Genomic DNA, 26,040 nt, shown 5'->3' on the forward strand with positions numbered 1-26,040 from the left:
CCTCTAAGGGGTCCGGCAGGGCATACCTGAATTTTTATTATTTTACAAGCACAAGTTTTTTTGTAATAATCTGATTTTCCGTTTTTAATCTATAAAAATAAATCCCGCTGGAATATTTAGACGCATCCCATTTAACTATATGATTTCCCGCATTCAAATATTGTTTTATTAATGATTCTATCTGTCTTCCGCTTATGTCATAAATTGCAAGTTCAACAAACTGTTGCGCAGGAAGCGTGAAACTAATGTTAGAAACGGGATTAAATGGGTTGGGATAATTTGTAACTGTTGTTTCTTCACCTATTATTCCGGGAATAATTCGTTTAGTTCTTATAATTTCAGGTTGTATTGAATGCAATACTTTACCTTCTCGATTGTATTTTTGACCCGCAATGAATGAATTGCTATCATTGTAGCCAAATGCAATCATAGTTATGTTTCCATTTTTATCTGCTGCACAATAAGTATATTTTTTCATTTGTCCCAAGTTATTATTACCCAAATTTGGTATATATCTGCCAACCCAAACAGGTTCTGCATTTTCCCATGAATCTACAATACCTACATTAAATCCTACAGCAACATACTCATTAACAATAGAACTACTATATCCTGTTATATAAAGAAGATCATTGCTGATTAAAAGAGAGGAAGGCTTATCATCTCCCTTTAATGCAAGATGATCATACCAAAGAGGAAAACCACTAACCATATTTCCATTTGCTTCATATTTTAATATTGCGAAATCATATTCGCTCCTTCCTCGATGAGTATAACCCGCGGAATATATAAATTCATTATCACAAATTACACTTGTTAAAACATCATTGGTTGAATAATCTAAGGTGTCGTACCAATTATTACTTAAATTATTTCCATCAATATAGCAAGTAAAGAAGTTGTTGTTGCCCCCTGAGTATTCCTGATGAACCGATAAAGACCTTTTGGATTTTAATATTGGATTTTGCGAGAAATCAGTTATGATATGACCGGTTGGGTATTCATTAGCAATGCTATTATAAATAAATTCATTCCCAACTTTTGAGCCGGTGCTAATATCAAAATCAACCAATAATAAATCATAACCATAAGTACTTCCCTGATCAGTATATCCTGCTACATATATATAATAATCATCTGCAATAAGTGATGTGCCAACATCGGTTAATTTATCCGGAGAATCATAAGCGCCATCAAATTCATAGTTTCCGCTGTTATCTACTACATATAAATAACAATCTACATTACCCGGATTAGTATAATACCCACAAATTGCTATATTATCCTCTGATAATTCTTTTATAGATAATCCGGCATCATCTCCTGCATCATTAGGAATAACTACTGCCCACTGTGAATCTAATGAACTATTATATTTAGCAATAATAATATCATTAGTTGATGTATTGGAATTATAGTAAAATCCTGTTATAAGTATATTGCTCTCATGGTCAAGTGCTATAGACATTCCTTTATCCAAACCATCAATATTTTCTAAAAACTCTGATGTTAAATTACCAAAACCATCAATTTTTGCAATAAATATATCATTGGTTGAGTTAGCTGAATTATATGCCATCCCTGTTATATAAATGTTATCATTTCCATCTGAAATTGCATGAAAAGGATAACCAACAGGAGGAAATTGAGCATAAATGTTATTGTTTGAAAATAATAGAAAGCTTAAAATTGAAAATAAGAATCCTATGCCCCATAACGAGAATTTTTTTTGTTTTGCCATAATGTGATGATTTAAATTAATTAAAAGAGAATTGTATAAGAAATTGGATTTACTTCATTAAAATCATTTTTTTAGTTTGAGAAAATACACCTGTCTTTAGTGTATAAAAATAAACTCCGCTGGGTAAAGCAGAGGCATTCCATGTTAGTTCATAATTTCCACTTTGCAAAGGTTTATTAATCAGTATTGCAATTAATTTACCCGTAATATCATAAATACTTAAATTCACATTGACCCAAGGGGTACCCGACAATTGACTGTTCACACTTGACGGAATATCAAACTCAATCTTCGTCACTGGATTAAACGGGTTTGGATAATTCTGTTTTAATTCATACTGCGTGACAATCTCATTATGATTTTCTTCAATGAAAGTTAACCCACCGTTTGTTGTTTTTAAAATATTGCCCCAGTCACCAACTATATAACCGGTTTCGCTATTGATAAAGTCTATGCCATATAAAACACTATTAGTTGCAAATAATCTAAACCAGTTTAATCCTCCGTTAGTTGTTTTTACTAATAATTCCTGACCTGCATATCCCACTCCAATTCCTTCCATTTCGTTTCCAAAATATAAATCCTGAAATACCCATCCGCTTCTTGAAAATATTTGTGCCCATGTTTCACCTGAATTAGTCGTTTTGTACATTCTCGAACCGCTTCCCAGATACCCGGTATTTTCATTTATGAAATATATAGCTCTTCCGTCTGCATTGGGTTGAATTATCCAATTAGTTCCTGCATTGGTTGTTCTTAACACTACAGTGCTTGAAATGGTTATGCCGGTATTTTCATTCATAAAATGGATTTTCCAAAACGTATCATTTTCAACACTATCTAATCTGAACCAGTTTAATCCTTCGTTTGTGGTTTTCATCACAAGTCCAAGAGTTCCGCATATATATCCTGTTGACTGGTTTGTAAAATAAACATCATTCAAAATATTATTCCTTCCTGTAGATAAAGAAACCCAATTTTCACCTGAGTTAGTTGTTTTCAAAACCAGTCCCGTATCTCCGGCAATATATCCTGTCTGCTCATTTACAAAAAATATTGAGTTTAAATCTCTTTGAGTGTTTATGTTTTTTTGTATCCAGCTAGATCCTGAATTGTTTGTTTTATAAAACTCTCCCCATTCACCTATTGCAAACCCAGTGTTTTCATTTACAAAACGTATGTCTAAGAAATCCCGCTTATAACCTGATTGCAGAAAATAATTTTCGCCGGAGTTTGTAGATTTAACTATTGTTCCACCACCACCTACTGCATAGATTTCGTTTTGGTTTACAAATACATCAAAAAGCACACCATGTATCTGAAAATTAGTTCTAAATGTTGTGTTTTGGATCCAATTTTGTCCACTATTTGTTGTTTTACAAATACTTCCTCCATCAGAGACTAAATAACCTGTTTGGAGGTTTATAAAAGATATTGCTCTAACTTCATCAACTCCTCCGCTTACTATGTGCGGGAGATTAACATCATAATAATTCCATAGTGCTCCTCCATTGCTTGTGTATGCAATTCTTTCATCTCCTCCGATTAAAAGATAGACATTATTAGAATCAATAATTGAGATATCATATATAATTGAAAAAGGTAAAGTAAAAGTTATCCCCATATCAAACCAGTTTGCTCCTGCATTTGTTGTTTTTATGCATTTAGCATTTCCCGAAGCATATCCTATATTTTCATTGGCAAATGCAACACATAGAAAGTTAGTACTTGTTCCTGAATTAAGATTAAACCAGTTAAACCCACCGTTGGTGGTTTTTAAAATCGTATTTGAATGTCCTGAAATATAACCGGTTATTGAATTTGTGAACGTTATGGTATTTAACAAAATAGTTTGTCCTGTATTTATAAGAGTCCAATTATTACCACCATTGGTTGTTCTTAGTACTCTTCCTGAATCACCACACGCAATCACATTAATACTATCAAATAAATAGAAAGAACGAATTAATGTAGTGACTCCGGAATTTTGATTAAACCAGTTATTTCCACCATTTGTCGTCTTCAAAATTGTTCCTGAATGTCCGCAAGCATAACCCGTTTGGGAATTGTAAAACTTTACATCATCCAATCCGTTTCCATTTGGCAATGGCATCTGCCATGTCCACTGAGTTTGTGCATTTAAATTATATGTTAATGTTAGAAGCAAAATTATGAATAAGTTTTTCATTCAATACAAATTTAAATTATAAATTATTAAGATATATGGACAATTTTTTGAAGTGGGACATATTAATAATAAGCTAAATCCATACAAATCATATATTTAATTAGTTTTTATGGCATTTTTAATTGGAATGTCCAACTTCAATTTTCTGTCCCCCATTTTTGTTTAAAATAAGATGGAAATTACACTATTTTGTAAATTAACGATTCTTAAACTGCGTCCAACCTCAAAAATTTGTCCAAAGTTTTTTAATAATTTTTAGATAAATTATGATGATAATGTTTAGTTGAGATTTTTAATTATAGAATTGATTTTATAAAAAAATAAAATTAAAATTTATTTAGGTTAAATTATTTTTGCTATGACAGCACTGTTTGAAAATAAAATTTTTTAAATAGTAATATGCCCCGCATCAACTTTAAATCTATCATTCTATAAAAAAATAATCTTTACTGAATTTTTTGTGATTTTTAAATCTTAAAAAATTAATTCTTATGAAGAAGATTATTTTTTTATTATTATTTTCATTTTCATATCTCAATTTATTTGCCGACAATTCCGATTCTCCGAAAACCATAAGACCATCAGATTTAGGTTTAACCGTTTTCAAGGGAAACCTGGATGAAAATCGTATGACACAAAAACAAAAAGACACCATTGTAATAGGGTTATTTAACTATCAGGATTATTTCAAAGATATTGCAGTATATTATAAATCAAAAAATGAACTGATTATATATAATAACAACGGAAACGGAACTTTAAGTGAATATAAAAATTACAAGCAGAGCAAGGAAATAAAAAAGATAACTCTTGTTAAAAAAACAAATTCAGAATTGATGAATTCGTTTATGTCACGGTTTGATGATTTAGAGATAGAGTTTTCTACGGGAGAAAAAGAAGTTCTTCATAATTACAGGATTAACATATTGAATGAAAATGCTTCAAAGGTGCCTCTGAGAAATTTCCTTGATGATGGAAGAGTGTTTCTTTACAGCTCTTCAATTACATTCAACGAAATGTGGGCAAGCTGGAGAAGCGGACAGCCGAATAATGGTCAGTCTATCGGGGACATAGATAATGACGGTAAGACAGAAGCAATATATACTTTTTATCCTATTTCAGATACATTATCATATCCGTTATATAAGCCAACTCGAGTGGTTGTATTTGAAAATATAACCCCTGAAACATACAGAATAGATTGGGATACAGTTTTGCAGCATGGCGGTTGGAATCATACGGAGTCCTTATTTGATTTTGATAGTAACGGAAAAAAAGAGTTTTTGTGCGTGGGTCCACGTATATTTACCGGGGAGCTTGCTGAAGGAGTATATGAATGTTTAGGACCGGGAGTTTATAAATTTTTTGATGCTTCGTTTAATAGAGCCAGACCTATGTTTGACTTCATGCAAAAGGATTCAGTCAACATAAACGGTGATATTAAACAGGAATTTTGGATAAGTTATATGCCGGAAGAAAACAGCACTTACATAATAAGAGAGAGATTTAAAACAAAATATGCAACGGAATATTTTTTTGATACCCAAGTCCCTATAAATGCGCGAAGTTTTATCTACAGCATATGTCCGGGTGATATTGATAACGACGGAAAGGACGAAGTTGTAATCGGTGATACACAGTGGGAAAGCGGATATGTCAATTATCTTGATTCAACCGGCAATACACCCTCACAATGGCATGGATACAGCATAAAAGAAATTATAACTAATGCTCCAGTTTCCTGCGGGTATGCATTTTTGAAAGATTACGATAATGACGGCAAGAAAGAAATAACGACTACAGGAATTGGAGACTCAAGCGGAAGCTTGGGGGTTATTAAACATACCGGAACACCCGGAGAAAATAATTTTCAAACAGTCTTCTACACTTTGCAAGGTATTAGAGCCGGACCTAATATGGGAATTGATACAGCTTCAATTGAAGGTAATTTTATAGTTCTTTATCCATGTATTGCATATTCTGAAGGTGGTATTGGAAACCAGTTAACGAGCATTTACAAAAAACAATCTTTTTATGATTTTTCTTCGATTTATTTTAAAAGAATTGATTCAACGTCATTTGTAAGACCTGCTTTACATTATATGGATAATGATAATAAAATAAATATCATGACACCCTTAGGTAAGGTGATTTCTTCAACCCCGACCGGTGATTTTTTCTATACCAATTTTAAACAGTTTGGAACTGTAAATATTACAAATTATAACAACCCCGTTCCTGAAAATTTTAAGCTTTATCAAAATTATCCTAATCCATTTAATCCGATTACTAAAATTAAATTTGATATAAAGAAAAAAGCAGAAGTAAAATTAATTATTTATGACATAACGGGAAGAGTTGTTGAAAAACTTTTAGAAGGAATAAAAAATCCGGGAGAATATGAGTTTGCCTTTGACGGCTCAAATTTTTCATCCGGAATTTACTTCTATTCACTAATTATAGAAGGAAAAAAAATTGATACAAAAAAGATGATTTTAATAAAATAGCTTTTAAAAAAGCAGGGCATTCCAAAAAATTGAAGACCGCTAAGTACTCAATCTAAACTGCCGAAGCAGTTCGCTTTGGTTTGCCCTTTTTTATTAACCTAAAAAAAAATAAACAATGAAAAAATTCATTAAAAACCCCGCATTTCTATTTTTATTTTTTGTTATGTTTTCATCACAAATTTCACTTTCTCAGGACGATGGCGAAGGCGCGCCTCCCTCTTATTTTAACACCGGGAGCATCAGCACGGTTGACTGGGGAGGACAAAATGCTACAAACTATTTTTCTTTGCAGGAAATTTCCACAAGCCGTCTTGATGTGGGTTCATCTTTAAATTCTACCGATTTTACCCTAACATACCGATTAGGAAAATGGGCTCCAAATAATGGAAGTGGTAGTCTGGGTTCTCCTTCAAGTGCATTTTATTCTGAAAATCCGTCTCAATATGATTTAAACCAGTTCAGAGGAATGGTTGCGGTAAGATTAAGAAACAGCACAACAAAAAAGGACATAGTAACAATTCAAAATGATAATATGCGTGTATTCTGGAATAACAATAATACAATAACGGGACAACAGCAAAGTTTCAGTGTTAGTTCTTCATATATTGAAAAGGGTTCATTTAATCAAGAAGATACATATGAGGATATAATAATAGTTCAATCAAATGGAATTAAAGTTTATTATAATCAGTATGATGGATATTTAAACACAACGCCCTATTCTTTTACTTGCAGCGCAACCAAGATAAAACTAAAGCAGATAAATGAACATATCTTTTTCCCTTCAAACACATCAGATAGAGATGATTTAATTTTGATTTCTAATGGTTATGTAAAAGTTTACTTAAATACAGGTAGTAATACATTCAATTCTTCAGCCTTTGCAGACATTAATACCGGTATGAGTTACATTCAGGATTTATTTGTTGAAGACGTCAACAATGATGGCTATAATGATATAATAGTTGCATCCAATGATAATGTTGCAAAAGTATATTTAAATAATTTAGGCAGTTCGGTTGACGGAACTGCAGACTGGACACTTAGCAGTTCAAGCTATATCCCATCTCTTCCATTAATTTTTTCAAAAGATATTAATAAAGATGGTTATAATGACCTGGTTTTTGTCGGTGCATATGGTCATACAAGTGTTTTTATCAATACAGCTTCGAGCGGACTATTTAACTCAACATCTGAACAAACTTTCTCAAGTATCTCAGGCTGGGGTACAGGAGCTTCCGTATTTAACAAAATTGAAGGAGCTGATATGTATAATACCGGAGGTATTGCTCTTGTCGCAAGCTATGGCACATATACTAAAATGATGAACTCAACAAACTTTGATCCTGCTCCTCCCCCTCCGTCTGTTCGTGCAAGCCATATTAGCAGCGGAAATTTTTATCATCCTAAAATACATTTAAAAAATCGCGATGAAAGAGACTTTAATACTTATAAAATATATAAGCTTGACACCGGTGATGTTTCATACCAATATATTGGTTCAACATCGGGTGATAATTATGTTGATTATACTGAAAATATTTTTGTAGGACCGGGTGAATTGCAAAGTTATGGAACTATTTCATATAAAGTAACAATGGTTGATAATAGTTCGCAAGAATCTGGTTTTTCAAAACAAATGAATTATGTAATTCATTCTGATTATTTGCCAGATACTTATTCTGAAAACACCGAGACAATAATGGGTATTACTCCTGACAAATATGCTTTAGAAAATTATCCAAATCCATTTAATCCTGTTACAAAAGTATATTATCTAATTCCACAAGAAGGATTTGTTAATATAACAGTGTATAATTACTTAGGACAGGTTGTAAGTGTATTAGTTAATAAACATCATTCCACACCTGGAGCATATTATGTAGATTTCAATGGTTCAAACTTAGCAAGTGGTATTTACTTCTGCAGAATACAAACAGGCAATTTTGTTCAGACTAAACGTATGATGTTAATTAAATAATTAATTTTACAGTTAATATATTAAATTAAAGAACGTCTTAAATTTTTTGGACGTTCTTTTCAAATAAACTCTGTATTTAAGAGTATATTTAAAAGGGAGTTAATTTAAGGACTGTATAGAACTGTTAACAGTTTACAGGACTTAAAATCCTGTTGCCTGTAAAGGCAGTGCCGGTTCGATTCCGGCCCCGGGCACATAAAACCACTAACCGCATTGATAACTTCAATGCGGTTTTTTTATGCCCGAATATATAACATTAAATACTAATTAGTTATATGCATCAACTAAACGATCTTCATCATCATCATAAAAACATGATGGTGTATAATCCCACCAACAATATTGATATTTGGTTCCATATCCATAATTTGACGGATTTACAGAACTCGGGTTACCTCTTCTTGCAACCAATAACCAAATATTCATTCCAATCCAAATCCTATCTTCGCTAGCTTTTATACAATCTTCTTTAGTAACAACCGCATTTTTTTTCTGACAAAACTTCCAGATTTTTCCAGCTTTTGAGTTTAAAAATTTTTGTTCTTCTTTTCTTTCGTTTTCAGCTCTAAGTTTTTCTTGTTTTTCATTATATAATAAAATCTCTTTTTTAATTTTTATTAAAATGTTTGAATCAACAGGATAATGTTTGCTTATATTTTTAAAATTCTCTTCTGCTTCAATCCATTTTTTTTGATTGTAAGCTTCCATACCTTTTACAAAATTTAAACTATCTAAGTGTTTATAACATTCTTTCAATAATTCTTGAGCTTTTGAATAATTTTCATCTGAACTAGGTATGCGCTCTAAATTAACTTTTGCCAATCCCCAATTTTTTTCGTTAACATAATTACTACCTTTCATAAAGTCTTCTTTCGGATTTGTAGAGGATATACCTCCTGTTTTTTTATTTGTGTTTAAATTGCAAGCATTGATTGCAAAAACGAAAACTAATAAAGCTATTAAAGGTTTCATTTTATTATTTTTGAGGATTATTTCAAAAAAATAAATTAAAAGCAGGTATATACTTCGACTTCATAAAAATAAAAAAATATTTCTTTATTACAAAGATTATTTCTACTTCACCATCAGTCCCGCAAAGACGGGACTTATGATAAAATGATAAAATCATTTCACCAATAGCATCTTTCTCGTTTCAACAAAATCATTCACTTCAATCGTATAGTAATAAACTCCGCTTGAAAATTTGTCGCCGTTCCAGATTGTCTCGTAGCTTCCCGCGTTGAGCTGTTCGTTCACAAGCGATGAAATTTTCTTTCCTGTTATATCATAAATAGAAATTTTCACCACACCACTCTTAGGAATTTGAAATCCGATTTTTGTAACAGGATTGAACGGGTTCGGATAGTTCTGATGAAGAGAATATTTCTGCGGAACGATGCTTGAAATATTCTGCACCGAAACCACGTTTGGCGTTAGGTAAACTTTATAAATTATCGACGTTGCCGTGCTTCCCGCTCCGCGTCCGCGCTTTGATTTGTCATACATCTGATGCATAAAAGAATTTTCCGACGTCGTTGCACTTGCATCTATTCCTCCATAGAGATAACCAACAAACGTTCTGTTGCTGAGCTGATTTACCTTTATCACGCGATTGTTATACGTAGGAAGCGCCGTATCTATTATGAAATTCATTTCCGAACCTAAAGTTTTATTCTGCGGAAAGCGAATCGGTAGCAATGAGTCCTTATAAGAATTATTGCTGTATTTCGTGATAACCGAAATTAGATTTATAAACGGAATGCACGGTCCCCCGCACCCTGCTGTGTCGATGTAAGGAGTGTTCGTAAGCGTATCCAATGTCCATAAGCTAATGCCTCCGAAAAGCACCGTGCTCATTCGGTTGTAAACCGAATCATAGACTCCCAGATTAGCGCAGTCATAATGAGAAAATCTTTGAGAGAAAGAATTATCCTGTGTCGCGCTCGTCAAAGAAACGTTCACGGGATTATTCCACGTAGAAACATCGTTTGTAAAAACTCCTCCATACAAACGAAGCTCAGGTAATCGCGTTGTGTTATTTATAACATCAACCACATTCAAATCCCTGCGATGAAGTATCGCTGGATTTGTGATGTGCGAAAGATTTGCTATGCTTAAATTAACTCCGTCATCGACAATGTTAAAAGTTCTGATTTCATCGGTATATTTCTGAACACCGTTCTGAACTCCCGAACCTGAAAATCCGTAAAGCCCCGTGAACTTTTGCCCGACACATAAAAGAAAAGTATTGTCAAGTCTTCTGAGCTTCCCTCCCGTAACCGCCATGTTGGTATCAATAATTGAACGCACAAAAGGTGCAATCGATGTTCCGTTTATCACCGCATTAATCGCACCGCTTATATTAATTGCAGTAAGTCGAGGAAAAGTAACCATCGAGTCTCTTCCCGGTGAGCTTAACGCGGAATCTTTTCCGTAACCACCGACAACATACAGCATATTTCCGAGAACTAAATATTGCAGATTAGTTGCGCGAAGCTGGTCGGCAACTCCCAAAGGTAAATCCGTATAAATATTTTTTGACCATCGCGTGTCTGTAACAGGATCATAAACATACATCATCTTATTTGCGAACACTGTCGGGAACGCGGAGTTATTAACAGGTGACGGAAAATTATGAAGTCCGTTTGTTCTGCCTGCCATTAAAAGCCATTTACCATTCTGCTGTGCATATACATACGACTGAAGAGTTGGAGCATTTAATTGTGACACCTGCTCGACTTCAACCCTAAATGGAACTGCAAGCTGCTGTGCGAACACAGAACCATTATAGAAAAATAAATTAAGAAACCAAAGACCGGAAACAAAAAGCAATGAAGTTAAGGTTTTTTTCATAGTGGATTTTCAAGGTTTTTTCAAGTTTAGAAATTGTGTGCAAAAAAGAAATGATAAACACAAAAAGGTAAAAGCTGCATAACTCTTCCGTTTATTCACTCTCTTTATGGCTGATATTAATGATTGAAACTTTTATTTTAAAAAAACGCTTAAATAGAAATATCGGCGTTCGATATGAATTTGACGTAAACTGCAAGAAAGGATAGTAATTATGAGACCCACCGAAAACGAATACGCAAGTTTTTATAAGCCGTACATAGATGAAGTTCCTGATGGAGACATAATTGTTATTTTAACCGAGCAGGGAAAAGAAGCAAGAAAGTTTTATCAGAGCATACCCGAAGCAATCGGGGCTCATGCATACCAGCCGGGCAAATGGACAATCAAAGAAGTTCTCGGGCATATGTGCGATGCCGAGCGTGTGATGGCATACCGCGCAATGTCCATAGCACGAAATGAAAAAACACCTCTTCCCGGTTTTGATGAAAACGAATATATGAACCATTCGAATTTCAACCGGAGAACAATTCAGGATATTTCCGATGAAATGCTTTATATACGCGCATCGAACATTGCCTTGTTCGGTACATTTGATGAAGAAATTTTAAACCGTACGGGAAATGCAAACGGAAATAATGTTTCGGTAAGAGGACTATTGTATATAATATCAGGGCACGAACTTCACCATATAAAGGTATTGAGGGAAAGATATTTGAGATAATTTTAGAATTATACGGTTTTTCTGCTTTTAATAATTTTAAAATAATAATTATTTTACATGGGGGTGTTAGAATAATCGGGATAAGTCAATTAAATTTATGGGATGAAGAAAATACTGTTTATCTGCGGGTCGATGAATCAGACAACAATGATGCACCAGATTGCGCAGAATCTTTCAGATTATGATAATTATTTTACTCCTTACTATTCCGACGGCATAGTCCGTGCCGCAGCAAAAACCGGCATACTCGATTTTTCCGTTCTCGGCGGAAAATTTAAAACCCAGACATTAGAATACCTCTATAATAACAAGCTTAAAATCGACAGCGAGGGAAAAGATAATAACTATGACCTCGTTGTTACCTGCAGCGACTTAATCGTTCCGAAAAACATTAGAGATAAAAAAGTAATTCTCGTTCAGGAAGGAATGACAGACCCCGAAAATCTTGCATACTATATAGTAAAGACTTTAAAACTTCCGAGATATTTTGCAAGCACTTCGGTAACAGGATTGTCTGATGCTTATGATATTTTTTGTGTCGCTTCGGAGGGCTACCGTGAACTGTTTATTAAAAAGGGTGTCAGACCCGAGAAGATTGCCGTGACGGGAATTCCGAATTTCGATAACTGCCGCCAATATCTTAACAATAGTTTTCCATATAGAAATTATGTTCTTGTGTGCACATCGGATATGCGCGAGACGTATAAATATGAGAACAGAAAAAAATTCATTTTAGAAGCTGTTAAAATTGCTAACGGCAGACAGATAATTTTCAAGCTCCATCCGAACGAAAAATTTGAACGCGCAAAAAAGGAAGTCGATAAATGGGCACCCGGTTCTCTTGTATTCCAGACTGAAAATACTAACCATATGATTGCAAATTGCGACGTTCTCATAACAAGATATTCCACCGTTGTATATGTAGGCATTGCGCTTGGCAAAGAAGTTTATTCTGCGTTTGACATTAAAGACCTTAAGCGCCAGGCACCGATTCAAAATGGAGGAATGTCAGCAAGCAATATTGCGCGCATCTGCCGCGAGATGCTTGAAGCAAAGCGCGACATTACAAACCTTATACCTGATTTGATTAAGCAATTCAGTCCTCAAGTTGCATTGAATTAGCGAATCAGCATCTTCGTCAATAATTTTTTGAATAAAATAAATTCCGAAATATTAGTTGTCATTCAGGCGCGAAGAGGTTCAACACGCTTGCCTGATAAAATTATGATGCCGCTTGCAGGCAAACCATTGCTCATAAGAATGGTCGAGCGTGTTCAGGCGATAAAAACTGCCGCAAAAATTGTAGTCGCAGCAACAATCGATTCAAACGATGATATTGTTGAAAAGCTCTGCAAAGAAAATAACATCGAATGCTTTCGCGGACATCCCACCGATTTGCTCGAACGTCACTACAAATGCGCAGAGAAATATAAAGCAGACGTCGTTTCAAAAATTCCATCGGACTGTCCTTTGATAGACCCGCAGATTATCGACAAGGTTTTTGGTTATTATTTAAAAAATAATTTTGATTTTGTAAGCAACCTTCATCCTGCAACTTATCCCGATGGTAATGACGTAGAAGTAATGTCATTCGATACTTTAGAAACTGCATATAAGGAAGCAGTGTTACAAATGGAGAGAGAGCATACAACGCCGTTTATATGGGAACGCCCTGAACGGTTCAAAATCGGCAATGTTGAGTGGGAAACGGGTTTGGATTACTCAAAGTCGCACCGTTTCACGATTGATTATATAGAGGATTATGAATTTATAAAGCGCATTTATGACGAATTGTATGCCGATAATCCTTTATTTGGGCTTGCAGATATATTAAATTTGCTGAAGCAAAAACCCGAAATTTACGAAATTAACCAGAAATACGCCGGCGAATACTGGTACAAAAACCACATCGGCGAGTTGAAAACGGTTGATTATAAAAACAATAAACGATGACCGAAGAAAAACTTAATGACCTCAAAGAAACTGCTTTTAAAGTGCGTGAGCATATTGTGAGAATGTCAACCGACGGAGGATGCTTCATCGGAGCGTCGCTTTCATGCGCTGACCTGATTGTTTTTTTGTATAAAGATTTTTTAAACATAAGCTGCAATAATATTGCAAATCCCGATAGAGATTATTTATTTTTATCGAAGGGGCATGATGTTCCTGCGCTTTACGGAACATTTGCAGAAATCGGCTTCATAAAAAAAGACCGTCTGAAAAAACATCTCAAGACAGATGATTTTATTTACTGGCACCCTAACACAAACGTAACAGGAGTTGAGTTTTATTCCGGCTCGCTCGGACATTCTCTCAGCGTTGCAATCGGTGTTGCTATGGATTGCAAGATTCGCGGGCATAATAATAAAATTGTCGTCATACTTGGTGACGGTGAGCTTGATGAAGGCACAATATGGGAAGGACTTCTCGTTGCAAATGCATATAAGCTCGATAATTTAATTTGTGTTGTCGATAGAAACCAGTTTCAGGCAAACATCGAAACAGAAAAGCTTATTCCGCTTGAACCGATAACAAATAAATTCGAAGCATTCGGATGGAATGCATATACCTGCGACGGACATGATTTCGAAAGCATGGAAAAAACTTTCACCGAAGCAAAACAAAAGCAAACTAAGCCAGTGGTAATCGTTGCAGAGACAAGACGAGGCAAAGGTTTGCCGAGCATTGAAGCAAAAGCTGACAGATGGTTTGTGAACTTCAAGTCCGAAGAAATCGAAATGCTTCTCGAAGAGCTTAAAGGCGGAAAAGAAGCTGACATTACATCAGACGTAATCATAGCAAGATAAAATTTTACTTTACTAATGACCAAAACAACATACGAAGAAATTTTAAAAGCACTCGTTGAAGAAGATGAAAGATTCATGGTGCTGACTGCAGAAAACAGAGCTGCAATAAGAAACCTGCCGAATCAAATCGGAAACAGATTCATCGACACGGGAATAATGGAGCAGACACTTGTCGGCATTTGCGCAGGACTTGCTCTTCGCGGAAGAATACCCGTTGCGCATGCGCTCGCAACGTTCCTTACATTAAGAGCATTTGAGTTCGTAAGAACCGACGTTGGAATTTCCTGCCTGCCTGTTAAGCTTGTAGGAGGCGTCCCGGGATTTTTATCCGAAGCCAACGGACCGACACATCAGGCAATCGAGGACGTTTCAATCATGCGCGGCATTCCGCCGATGAATGTTTTTTGTCCTGCCGATGAAGAAGACATGTTAATCGGGCTTCGCACAATTCTTGAACATCCCGAACCGTTTTATATTCGCTACAATAATGTTAAACCTGTCTGCCAGCATAACCATACTTTCGAATGCGGCAAAGCTGAAATTTTTTCCGAAGGAAAAGACGTGACATTAATAGTATATGGATTTTTATTCGGCGAAGCTTTCAAAGCAAAAGAGCTGCTTGAACAAAAAGGTGTATCAGTTGGACTTATAAACTTGCGAACAGTAAAGCCAATCGATGAAGCTGCAATCTTAAATGCAGTTAATAACTCAAGATGGATTGTAACTATCGAAGACCATTTCTTAGTCGGCGGTTTATATACGATTCTCGCTGAAATATTATTGCGGCACAAACAAACTGCGAATGTTTTACCGTTTGCATTGAACAATAAATGGTTCAAGCCGGCATTATTAAATGACGTGCTTGAGCACGAAGGTTTCACTGCACAACAAATGGCAGACAGCATTTTAGAAAAAATTTAAATTAACTTTTTGTTGTATGAAATTCCCCCTTAGAAAAGGGGGTTAGGGGGTTGTTTTAAAATTGAATATTATAAAATAATTTTATGTCTAACAAAGTAGAATTTAACAACGACTTTCCTGTGATTGAAAAATCAAAAGAGCTTCTCAAAAGAGCCGAGGGATTAATTCCCGCTTACACCCAGACTCTTGCAAAAGGTCCGACACAATGGGTAAAAGGCATTGCGCCTCACTACCTCGTTCGCGGAAAAGGTTCACACGTATGGGATGCAGACGAAAACGAGTATATTGATTACAACATGGGCATCGGTCCTCTTGTGCTTGGCTACTGCTACCCCGATGTTGATGAAGCAATAAAAAAACAGCTCGAAGACGGAATTACATTTTCATTAATGCACCCGCTTGAAGTTGAAGTTGCCGAGCTTGTGAAATCCGTAGTCCCAAATGTTGAAAGCGTTCGCTATTCAAAAACAGGCTGCGACATTACAACTGCTGCTGTTCGTGTTGCTCGTGCTTTCACAAAACGCGAAAAAGTCTTATGCTGCGGTTATCACGGCTGGCATGACTGGTATATAAGTGTTACGGACAGAAACGCCGGCATACCGAAAGCTGCTCAGGATTTAACTTTTACATTTAATTATAATGACATTCAATCTTTAATTGATTCAATCGATGATGAAACTGCTTGTGTAATTCTCGAGCCGTTTGTATTCGAACAGGAAAAAAATGATTTCTTAATGAAAGTCCGTGAAGTCTGCGATGAATACGGCGCGTTGTTAATCTTCGATGAAATGTGGACAGGATTCAGAATTGCACTCGGCGGCGCACAACAGTATTTCAACGTTCGTGCTGACATGGCTTGCTTTTCCAAAGCTATCGCAAACGGAATGCCGATTTCAGTTTTGACAGGAAGAAAAGACGTTATGAAATTATTCGATAAAGATGTTTTCTTTTTCACAACGTTTGGCGGTGAAGCTCTTTCTCTTGCCGCAGCGAAAGCAACAATAAATGTAATACGCGATAAGAACGTTCCTGATTATCTTGCAAAGCAGGGAGAGAAATTAAAATCAGGTTACAACAAAATCGCCGAAGAACTCGGAATGAATTATACAAAATGTGCGGGATATGATTGCAGAACAATCGTAACGTTCGATGCCGCTGCCGGAAACCCACTTGAAATGAAATCGCTTGTGCAGCAGGAAATGATTAAGCGCGGAATTTTGTGGGGAGGTTTTCATAATATGTGCTTCTCTCACAGCTTCGAAGATATTGAATATACTTTAAACGCATACAAAGACGTAATGCCGGTTCTGAAAAAAGCAGTTGAAGAAAAAAATGTCAAGGGTTATCTCAAAGGTGAACCTGTCGAACCCGTTTTCAGAAAGACAAGCAACTTCAACATGAAGCCAAAACAAAAAGCTACAGCATAGCATATAATACAATAGATAGAATATAATAGATGCCGGGAATATCAAAAATTTTTTCACTCAAAGATAAAGTTGCAGTTGTTACGGGTGCTGCCGGGTTAATCGGCAAGCATCACTGCGAAGCTCTTGCCGCCGCAGATGCAACTGTTATTGCATGCGACCTTAATACTTCTTCCATAAAAGAATATGTCAACAAGCTTGGATTTAATTCCATGGCAATCGACATGGACGTTACCGACAAAGTTTCGATTCAGATTGCAAAAGAATTAATTCTCGAAAACTTCGGAAGAATTGACGTGCTCGTGAACAACGCGGCAATAAATGATATGTTTGAGAATCCGCAAGCTGCAACCGAACAGTCGAAGTTTGAAAATTATCCGCTCGAGCTCTGGAAAAAATCTCTAGATGTGAATGTAACAGGAGTTTTTTTATGCTCGCAGATTTTTGGTGCGCAGATGGCGAATCAAGGAAAAGGAAGCATCATTAACGTTGCTTCGACATACGGCATTGTCGGTCCTGACCAGTCTCTCTACATCGACAAAAACGGAAATCAGAATTTTTATAAGCCGCCTGCATATTCCACAACAAAAGGCGCAGTGATTTCATTTACAAAATTTCTTGCAGCTTATTGGGGCAATAAAGGAGTTCGCGTTAACACACTTTCACCCGGCGGAGTTGAAAACTCACAGGATGAATTTTTTGTGGAAAAATATTCAAAGAAAACACCGCTTGGCAGAATGGCTGCGCCAACCGACTATATGGGTGCTGTTATTTATCTCGCAAGCGATGCATCGTCATACATGACTGGTGCAAACCTTGTTGTTGACGGCGGCTGGACTTGCTGGTAGAATGAGTGCTGTTAGGAAGTCATTCCCGCGAAGGCGGGAATCCCAGTATCAGGGGATTCTTCGCTTTGCTCAGAATGACACAAAACTCAAATTATTTCTTAACTCTTTCTTAACATTAATTTTATATATTGAAAAATATGAACAAAGCAAAAGTAAAAGTTGGAAACAGGTTTATCGGTGACGGTGAACCGGTATATGTAATCGCGGAAATCGGCATCAACCATAATGGCTCGATGGATAATGTTTTTAAAATGATTGACGGAGCAAAAAGCGCAGGATGCGATGCAGTAAAGTTTCAGAAAAGAACTCCCGAGCTTTGCGTTCCTAAAGACCAGTGGTATATTGAACGAGATACCCCTTGGGGAAGAATGACTTATATTGATTATCGACATAAAGTTGAACTGACTTATGATAATTACAAAGCTATTGATGAATATTGCAATAAAATCGGAATGGATTGGTTTGCTTCATGCTGGGATGAAGAATCTGTGGATTTTCTCGAACAGTTTAATCCCAAGCTTTACAAAGCCGCTTCAGCATCACTTACTGATATAAGTTTGTTAAAGAAAAAGAAATCAACAGGAAAACCATTGATGATTTCAACAGGCATGTCAACGATGGAAGAAATTGAAAAAGCAGTTTCTGAAATCGGAACGGATAATCTCATGATTGCGCATTCAACTTCAACATATCCCTGTGCACTTGAAGAATTAAATTTAAATGTAATCCGCACGCTGAAAGAAAAATATCCAACTGTTCCAATCGGGTACTCAGGACATGAAACAGGTCTTTCTCCGAGCTGGGCTGCAGTTGCGCTCGGTGCATGTTTTGTCGAGAGGCACATAACGCTTGACCGCGCAATGTGGGGAACAGACCAGGCAGCATCTGTGGAAGTGTCGGGATTTCAGCGTCTTGTTGCAAACATACGCGACATTGAAAAATCTCTAGGCGATGGCGTGAAAAAAGTATATGATAGCGAGCTCGGTCCCAGAAAAAAACTGAGACGAGTTCAGTCATAACCCCTTCAATAAAAAACTTCAATCACAAAATCACTAAACCACAAACTTCGATGTCATTCCTGCGAAGGCAGTAATCCATAAGCGTTTGTTTTGATTTTGTGCTTTCGTATTTTTGTGTTTTTTTGTTAAACCGTGGTTGACTTAAAACGCTTCGTTTTTCTATAATCCATCAGCATTCCTGTTCCCGCAATTGCAAACAACACCGCCGATAAAATAAAATTCGCCTCAATAGAAAATAATTCTATCACAAAATATCCAAGCATAGGAGCAAACGAACCGCGCAATCCCGTCAAAGTTATATGCACTGCCTGATAATTCGCAACTTCATTATGCGGCGCATAATATATTGACCCGAGATTCCACGCAATCGTCACTCCGCTCATAGCAACTCCAAAAATAAAAAATGTCAGATAAATTATATCAACCGGCTGAAGCGATAATCCGCCTTTCAATATCAAATCACTCACAAGCATAAGCAAAGGAACGCTGACTAATGTTAAAAACACAATTCCGCAAAACTTTGTCGGGTTATTAACGCCAAGTATCTTTCCCATAAACGGTGTTGCAAGAATTAATGCTCCGTGAAAAATAAAACCTTTCGCAATTGAAATAGGAGTATAATCAAGATTAAGATAATCGACAAGAAAAATTGGGATTGCGGGAGCAAGAATCATAAATGCCATTCCGTAAAGAAAAAAATTCACCTCAAACTTAAAAAATCTTTTGTCTTCTTTGCATATCCTTATTGAATTCCTTATCGGTAAAATCAAAATGTCTTTAAGTAACTTTTTATTTATGCTCCTTAATTTTATTTTTTCCATACTATCAGCCTGCATGCCCAGCTTCATGATGCGCGACATGTAATAGTAATATAATATTCCTGAAACCCCGGCAATCGGAAAAATTAATTTATAAACCATATCGTTTTCATCAAGCATAAATCCTGCAATGATTGAAACAATTAACAGCACTATTGTCGTGAAGCTGTAAGCATAAGAATAAAGCTTGCTTCTGTTCTGGTCAGTGTAATTATGTTTGAAAATAAAATTCCAAGCCGGAAGAAGCAGCGCATCGGCAATGAACATAATGGAAATTACAAAAATGTAAAACCATACATTATCAAAAAGCGGAATGAAGATTAACGCTCCCCTGCCGATTGCGCCGATTATAAACAACGTTCTCGGTTTGTTCGAGGTTCTGTTTATTATTTCGCTTCCGTAAATCGAAAGCAAAAATGAAATTGATGTAAGATAAATGAGAACTGTTACTTCAAAGTCCGTGCCTGATAAAGATTTTTTTAAAATAATTTCCTGTAAGACAATTATTCCCGCAACAAGTCCGTTAAAAAATTGGCATAACAAATGAAGAGCAAAAGTTTTTTTCTCGATTATTAATGCATCATAGGATGGATAAGTGAGGCGGCGCACAGTTTAGTTCAGATGTTCAAACTCTCTGTGTTTAACAACAACATTAACTCCCGGATATTTCTTAAGGATATGTTCTTTGGTTCTTTCAGCAGAATAAATTGAGCGGTGCTGCCCACCTGTACATCCAAAGCTTATCATTAAGTTAGAAAAACCGCGTTCGATAAAATTTTCAATCGCCGGGTCAATGATACTATAAACATTTTTTAAAAATCCCTGCATTGAATCCTGCGCATTCAAAAATTCAATTATCTCCGTATCTTTGCCATGCTTTTCTTTGAACTCGGTTTGTCTGCCGGGGTTGTTCATAAAACGGCAGTCGAAAACAAATCCTCCGCCGTTTTCGGTTTCATCTTTTGGTATTCCTGACTTTTTATATGAAAATGAATTTATCTGAACTGTAAGCGGCATTGAATTGAAATGTGTTTAACACAATTTCACTATAATAAAATAAAAATGTTAGTTAGAATTTATTGACTCACGAGTGTCATCCTGAACGAAGTGAAGGATCCCATAACTTGAATGGGATTCTTCGCTGCGCTCAGAATGACAATTTTATGAGGTTTGAATTGCAACCTTATTCAACTTTCTTTTCCTCCATAATCTTCTCAAGATAAAGAAAAGGATTACAAAAAATATTATAACCGGTGTAAATGCAATTAGTCCGGCGATTAATCCGCCTGTAACTTCCGTAAATCCTGTCAATCCTTTTGAGATAGATTGCCCGATTTCATAAAAGAATCCTCCGCCTGAAGATGTATTTAAAATCGACGGCTCGAAAATGTTTATCTGAAGCGTTGAATATTCTGCCTGATTTTTTAAAAAATTTATTTTGCCTTCTGCGGATTCAATCTTGCTTCTTACATCTGATAATTTATCCTCAACATCAATCACATCAGATAAATTTCCCGCTTTGCTGTTCAATAAATCAAGCAATCTTTTTTCTAATTCTTTCTGTGTATTTAATCTTGCTTGAACATCAATAAATTCATCAGTAATATCACGCGAAGAAATATTTTCCGACATAACTTTTCCAAGCCCGGTAATTTTTCTTACAAACTCATCAAATGATGCCGCAGGAATTCTGACATTTATACTTCCCTGTTTTTTGCTTGCGGGTGTTAGTGATGAAGTTGAGTTATTAACAAATCCTTTATATTCACCAGTTAACTTTATAATTTCGTTAAGAATACCATCATAATTATCAGCTTCAATCTGAATCTGCCCTGACTTAACAACCATTCTATCCTGAATCTGAATGGATGTTGAAGTTCTTGATTGATTTTTGATTTGTAAAGCGTCCATATTTTTCGATACAGGTTCAGAATTATCAATTTTGAATTTTGGGGCTGATTCATCCTCAAGCAATCTTAATTGCGGCGGCGGGTTATTTCCGGTATCATTGGATTTTTTATTGCATCCCAATAATATTCCTGATGAAAAAATTACAAATGCGAGAAGTAAAATTTTTGTTTTCATGGCAGTTGGTTTTTCTTTTGTTACTTCCCGATTGTTTTATTGTTCCAAAATGAAAAAGGACAGTCCCGAACCGGAACTGTCCTTAGCAAAACAACATATAATAAGATATTATACTTCGTAATACAAATGGAATTCGTAAGGATGAGGTCTTAACTGAACCTGCTTCACTTCTTTTTCCATTTTGTAATCAATCCATGTATTAATCAAGTCTTCGGAGAACACACCACCTTGTGTCAAGAAACTTCTGTCTTTGTTCAAGGCTTCAAGAGCAAGCTCAAGTGTTGCAGGAGCATGGTTTATTTTATTATACTCCTCGGGTGCCAAATGATAAATATCCTTATCCATCGGGTCGCCCGGCTCAATTTTATTTTGTATGCCGTCTAATCCTGCAAGAAGCATTGCCGAAAATGCAAGATACGGATTTGCTGTTCCGTCCGGACATCTGAACTCAACTCTTTTTGCTTTCGGGCTTTGCGAATACATCGGTATTCTTATTGCCGCGCTTCTGTTTCTTTGTGAGTAAACAAGATTAACCGGAGCTTCATATCCCGGAACAAGTCTCTTGTATGAATTTGTTGTCGGATTTGATAATGCAAGCAGAGCAGGAGCGTGTTTCAATAAACCGCCGATGAAGTGCAATGCCATTTCGCTGATGCCTGCATATTTATCGCCTGCGAACAACGGCTTGCCGTCTTTCCATAAACTGATGTGCGTGTGCATTCCGCTTCCGTTATCACCAAAAATCGGCTTGGGCATAAACGTTGCCGTCTTACCCATTGCTCTTGCGGTATTCTTCACAATATATTTAAACATCTGTAACTGGTCTGCGCAATTAAGCATCGGACAGAATCTGAAATCGATTTCCGCCTGACCTGCAGTTGCAACCTCGTGGTGCTGTGTTTCAACATCGATACCTGCGTTCAGCAAATGCTCAACCATAACGTTTCTTATGTCGTTTGTTGAATCAGACGGAGGCACAGGAAAGTAACCTTCTTTTAATCTGATTTTATGTCCAAGGTTTGCTTCGTGTTCGCTTCCTGTATTCCAGAAACCTTCTACAGAATCCAATCTGAACCAGCTTGAATATTCATTTACATTATATGCTACGTGGTCTAAAATAAAAAACTCAGCTTCAGGTCCGAAATAAACAGTATCCGCAATCCCGAGCTTATATAAATAATCCAATGCTTTTTTCGCAACATAACGCGGGTCGTGATCATATGGCTGCATTGTTATCGGGTCATAAATATCGCAGATTAAGCTCATAGATTTCGTTGTAATAAACGGGTCGATGTTTGCAGTTGCCGGATCGGGAATTGCAAGCATGTCCGATTCATTGATTGCCTTCCATCCTCTTATTGACGAACCATCGAATCCGAAACCTTCGTAAAATACATCTTCGGTCAATTTACTCAGCGGAACCGAGAAGTGCTGCCATTGACCAACCATGTCGGTAAAGCGAAGGTCAACCATCTTTACTTCTTTTTCTTTTGCAAGCTTGAACACGTCATTAATTTTTTTGAGCTTCTCTTTTTGCTCTTCTTTGTTTTTTGCGTCCATGTAGTTTTTTATTTTAGTTTTATATTATATTATTATTTAAATGTCATTTTAGTGAAAGGGTTGTTGTTTCTTTTATTGTGGATAAAACGATGTTTGATTTTGTTGACTTAACTCCGGGCCATGCCTGAATTTTTGCCAACAGCTTTTCAAGCGATGAAGTATTTTCGGTTCTGATTTTTAAAATATGCGAGCCGTCTCCTGTAATTGAATGGCATTCAAGAATTTCATCCGTATGGTCACAATGCTCAATAAACTGCTTGTAATGCTTTGAGGATTCGCTGACAACCGTAATGAAGCACGTAATATCATACTTCAGCTTTTTTGCGTCGAGAATTGCGGTATATGATTGAATGACTCCGGTATTTTCTAATTTAAGGATTCTGTCGATTGTGGAAGGAAGCGACAAGCCGACTTTTTCGGCAAGCTCGTTTCTTTTGATATGGGCATTTTTCTGAAGCTCGGACAGGATTTTGTAATCTATCTCGTCAAACCTAATATCTTCACCTATTTTTGTCATTTGCCTTAATTATTAAGGTAAAATTAATTAAATACCTTATAAATTAAGGAGAATAGATTTAAATGTCAATATCTCTTTTAATGGGTATTAACTGCGAAAGCACAAATAATATAATTGATATAGTAAGCATATGTTAATAATTTAATCAAAAACCTCACTTGCTATGAATAATTTTAAAATGATGTTGTTCAACGGACTTGTTTTGATTGGACTCGGATTGTTTTCTTATTTCAACGGTCCCGTAAAAAGCGGAACCGCACTTATCGCTCCGATTGCGGGAGTCATTCTTGTCATACTTTCTTTCCCGACAAAAAACGGAAATCGTACCGCAGCGCATATCGGGGTAGCACTTACAGCTCTTGTTGCCATCGCATTGATATTTCCTATCATCCGTTCGGCAAGTCCTTATGCAATTGCAATGTGCGCATTGAGCTTTGTTGCGCTGATTTATTACATAAAAGGTTTCGCCGCAATGAAAAAAGCAAAGAGCGTTTAACATATAATGAACTTGACTGTGTTGTCAGGACTTACGTCTTGACAAATACGTATCAGGAAATAATTCCTGACACCACCATCAAAATGGATTCCTGCCTGCGCAGGAATGACAAAGTATGAATTTTTCCAAAATCGGTTTCGGATGTTACAGAGTCGATTATAGAATCGACGAGCATCACAAAGCTTTGAAGAAAGCTTTGGTAGACGGCATTACGCTTATCGATACCTCCGCGAATTATTCCGACGGCGGAAGCGAGATTCTTGTCGGAAACGTTCTCGATGAAATTGCAAACGAAGGAAAAATAAAACGTGAGGACATTACACTCGTTACAAAAGTCGGATATCTTCAGGGACAGAATTATAAGTTTGCGTTAAAACAAAAAGAACACGGACATCCCTTTACAGATATAGTAGAGTATGCCGAGGGTCTCTGGCATTGCATAAGTCCTGATTTTCTCGAAGATCAACTGAAACGCCAGCTTTACAGGTTAAACCAAAACTATATCGATGTTTATCTGCTTCACAATCCTGAATATTATCTCGGATGGGCGGAAAAAAATAATATCTCAACCGAAGCTGCTCACACGGAATATTACACACGAATAAAAAAAGCTTTTGAGTGGCTGGAACAAAAAGTAACCGAAGGAAAAATAAAGAGTTACGGCATCTCATCGAACACTTTTCCTGTAAGCTCAAGCGCTTATAATTTCACTTCGCTTGAAAGAATTTTAAAAATTGCAAATGAAGTTTCTGAAAACAATAATTTTAAGTTCATTCAGCTTCCATTCAATCTTTTTGAAATAGGCGCGCTGATAAATAAAAATCAGGAAGAAGATACGAAAACAGTTCTTGAGCTTGCCGCAGAAAAAAATATTTATGCCTTAATCAATCGTCCATTGAATGCAATCACCTCGAAAGGACTCGTCCGGCTTGCGGAATTTCATTTTACCGCATATACCGAAAAAGATTTTTATAAACAGATTGAAAAAGTGAAGCTGATGGAAGATGACATGATTAAAGAAAAGCTGGTAACATATTCCATTGACGAAGAGGAAATGACAAAGCTTAAAAAGCTTTTTACTTTCGGAAAAATAATTGATGAGAACTGGAAGTATTTCGGAAGCATTGAGCATTTTAATGATAACGTTGAGCATCACTTTGTCCCTAAAATTAATTACTTAATAGAACAATTCGACGCGCATTACCAGAATGAAGATACGCTTGAGTTTCTGAAAAAACTTCTGAACAATATTTACATCATGCTTAATCTTGTATCAAACCATTATAAGATGAAGGCAAGCAAGCGAAGCGGTTTCATAAATAAATGCATAAATGATTTAACTGGTGAAAATTTTCATAAGTTAACTTTATCACAAAAAGCAGTTGCTCTTATAAACTCCATTGACGGAGTAAGCTGTGTTCTTGTAGGTGCAAGAAAAGATAAATATGTCGATGACATAGCCCAGGTTCTGCACTATCCCCCGGTTGAGAACGCCAAACAAATTTTTTTACGGCTGCATGAAGAGCTGATGCAGGCGGAATATACTTAATTAGC

General features: G+C 36.1%; 21 protein-coding genes. 12 read left to right on the forward strand and 9 right to left on the reverse strand.

The features are described 5' to 3' along the window. Nucleotides 1–37 precede the first annotated feature (37 nt). A complete protein-coding gene (locus tag VHP32_03590; protein HEX2786962.1) occupies nucleotides 38–1,741 on the reverse strand; it encodes a T9SS type A sorting domain-containing protein in 1,704 nt (567 codons plus the stop codon). Between the two features lie 49 nt (nucleotides 1,742–1,790). Further along, on the reverse strand, nucleotides 1,791–3,929 hold the full coding sequence (locus VHP32_03595) for a YCF48-related protein (protein ID HEX2786963.1): 2,139 nt from the start codon (nucleotides 3,927–3,929) through the stop codon (nucleotides 1,791–1,793). Nucleotides 3,930–4,420: 491 nt separating this feature from the next. Here VHP32_03595 and VHP32_03600 point away from each other — a divergent pair, with 491 nt between their 5' ends. Together VHP32_03600 and VHP32_03605 are read left to right on the forward strand one after the other, a co-directional pair. Beyond that, nucleotides 4,421–6,436 (forward strand): T9SS type A sorting domain-containing protein, encoded by a 2,016-nt coding sequence (locus VHP32_03600; protein ID HEX2786964.1) that lies wholly within the window; start codon nucleotides 4,421–4,423, stop codon nucleotides 6,434–6,436. Nucleotides 6,437–6,551: 115 nt separating this feature from the next. Then, nucleotides 6,552–8,417, forward strand: a complete 1,866-nt coding sequence (locus tag VHP32_03605) for a T9SS type A sorting domain-containing protein (protein HEX2786965.1) — start codon at nucleotides 6,552–6,554, stop codon at nucleotides 8,415–8,417. 267 nt (nucleotides 8,418–8,684) lie between these two features. On the opposite strand, the gene VHP32_03610 is transcribed toward VHP32_03605, so the two are convergent. After that, nucleotides 8,685–9,389 carry a hypothetical protein gene (locus VHP32_03610; protein ID HEX2786966.1) on the reverse strand — a complete coding sequence of 235 codons (705 nt, stop codon included), beginning with the start codon at nucleotides 9,387–9,389 and terminating at the stop codon, nucleotides 8,685–8,687. Between the two features lie 153 nt (nucleotides 9,390–9,542). Further along, nucleotides 9,543–11,270 (reverse strand): T9SS type A sorting domain-containing protein, encoded by a 1,728-nt coding sequence (locus tag VHP32_03615; GenBank protein ID HEX2786967.1) that lies wholly within the window; start codon nucleotides 11,268–11,270, stop codon nucleotides 9,543–9,545. 211 nt (nucleotides 11,271–11,481) lie between these two features. Between VHP32_03615 and VHP32_03620 the strand changes: the two genes are divergently transcribed. The 8 genes from VHP32_03620 to VHP32_03655 all read left to right on the forward strand — a co-directional run bounded on the left by VHP32_03620 (nucleotide 11,482) and on the right by VHP32_03655 (nucleotide 19,010). Continuing rightward, a complete protein-coding gene (locus VHP32_03620) occupies nucleotides 11,482–11,991 on the forward strand; it encodes a DinB family protein (GenBank protein ID HEX2786968.1) in 510 nt (169 codons plus the stop codon). Between the two features lie 102 nt (nucleotides 11,992–12,093). Beyond that, nucleotides 12,094–13,113 carry a hypothetical protein gene (locus VHP32_03625; protein HEX2786969.1) on the forward strand — a complete coding sequence of 340 codons (1,020 nt, stop codon included), beginning with the start codon at nucleotides 12,094–12,096 and terminating at the stop codon, nucleotides 13,111–13,113. Nucleotides 13,114–13,140: 27 nt separating this feature from the next. Next, complete coding sequence (locus VHP32_03630) at nucleotides 13,141–13,944, forward strand: glycosyltransferase family protein (GenBank protein ID HEX2786970.1); 804 nt, start codon at nucleotides 13,141–13,143, stop codon at nucleotides 13,942–13,944. Further along, nucleotides 13,941–14,798: a 1-deoxy-D-xylulose-5-phosphate synthase N-terminal domain-containing protein gene (locus VHP32_03635; GenBank protein ID HEX2786971.1), complete on the forward strand. Its 858-nt coding sequence runs from the start codon at nucleotides 13,941–13,943 to the stop codon at nucleotides 14,796–14,798. The genes VHP32_03630 and VHP32_03635 overlap by 4 nt, the downstream gene beginning before the upstream one ends. A gap of 15 nt (nucleotides 14,799–14,813) precedes the next feature. Next, complete coding sequence (locus VHP32_03640; GenBank protein ID HEX2786972.1) at nucleotides 14,814–15,719, forward strand: transketolase C-terminal domain-containing protein; 906 nt, start codon at nucleotides 14,814–14,816, stop codon at nucleotides 15,717–15,719. Between the two features lie 83 nt (nucleotides 15,720–15,802). Next, the gene (locus tag VHP32_03645; GenBank protein HEX2786973.1) at nucleotides 15,803–17,146 is read left to right on the forward strand and encodes an aminotransferase class III-fold pyridoxal phosphate-dependent enzyme; all 1,344 of its coding nucleotides are present in this window, start codon (nucleotides 15,803–15,805) and stop codon (nucleotides 17,144–17,146) included. Nucleotides 17,147–17,175: 29 nt separating this feature from the next. After that, the gene (locus tag VHP32_03650) at nucleotides 17,176–17,991 is read left to right on the forward strand and encodes an SDR family oxidoreductase (protein HEX2786974.1); all 816 of its coding nucleotides are present in this window, start codon (nucleotides 17,176–17,178) and stop codon (nucleotides 17,989–17,991) included. 137 nt (nucleotides 17,992–18,128) lie between these two features. Beyond that, nucleotides 18,129–19,010, forward strand: coding sequence for an N-acetylneuraminate synthase family protein (locus tag VHP32_03655; GenBank protein ID HEX2786975.1), 882 nt, complete (start codon nucleotides 18,129–18,131; stop codon nucleotides 19,008–19,010). A 125-nt stretch (nucleotides 19,011–19,135) separates the two neighbouring features. Here the strand turns inward: VHP32_03655 and VHP32_03660 are convergent, their stop codons facing one another. From VHP32_03660 to VHP32_03680, 5 genes are all read right to left on the reverse strand, one after another. Then, on the reverse strand, nucleotides 19,136–20,437 hold the full coding sequence (locus tag VHP32_03660; protein ID HEX2786976.1) for an MFS transporter: 1,302 nt from the start codon (nucleotides 20,435–20,437) through the stop codon (nucleotides 19,136–19,138). Between the two features lie 3 nt (nucleotides 20,438–20,440). After that, nucleotides 20,441–20,845, reverse strand: a complete 405-nt coding sequence (locus VHP32_03665; GenBank protein HEX2786977.1) for an RNase adapter RapZ — start codon at nucleotides 20,843–20,845, stop codon at nucleotides 20,441–20,443. Nucleotides 20,846–20,989: 144 nt separating this feature from the next. Further along, nucleotides 20,990–21,913: a DUF4349 domain-containing protein gene (locus VHP32_03670; protein HEX2786978.1), complete on the reverse strand. Its 924-nt coding sequence runs from the start codon at nucleotides 21,911–21,913 to the stop codon at nucleotides 20,990–20,992. 108 nt (nucleotides 21,914–22,021) lie between these two features. Next, nucleotides 22,022–23,473 carry a type I glutamate--ammonia ligase gene (gene glnA / locus VHP32_03675; protein HEX2786979.1) on the reverse strand — a complete coding sequence of 484 codons (1,452 nt, stop codon included), beginning with the start codon at nucleotides 23,471–23,473 and terminating at the stop codon, nucleotides 22,022–22,024. A gap of 43 nt (nucleotides 23,474–23,516) precedes the next feature. After that, on the reverse strand, nucleotides 23,517–23,990 hold the full coding sequence (locus VHP32_03680; protein HEX2786980.1) for an Lrp/AsnC family transcriptional regulator: 474 nt from the start codon (nucleotides 23,988–23,990) through the stop codon (nucleotides 23,517–23,519). Between the two features lie 163 nt (nucleotides 23,991–24,153). Here VHP32_03680 and VHP32_03685 point away from each other — a divergent pair, with 163 nt between their 5' ends. Next, a complete protein-coding gene (locus VHP32_03685) occupies nucleotides 24,154–24,486 on the forward strand; it encodes a hypothetical protein (protein HEX2786981.1) in 333 nt (110 codons plus the stop codon). A gap of 115 nt (nucleotides 24,487–24,601) precedes the next feature. Further along, complete coding sequence (locus tag VHP32_03690; protein ID HEX2786982.1) at nucleotides 24,602–26,035, forward strand: aldo/keto reductase; 1,434 nt, start codon at nucleotides 24,602–24,604, stop codon at nucleotides 26,033–26,035. The last annotated feature ends 5 nt before the right edge of the window (nucleotides 26,036–26,040 follow it).

The organism is Ignavibacteria bacterium (genome assembly GCA_036262055.1).
Taxonomy (GTDB): domain Bacteria; phylum Bacteroidota; class Ignavibacteria; order Tepidaquicellales; family Tepidaquicellaceae; genus DATAJP01.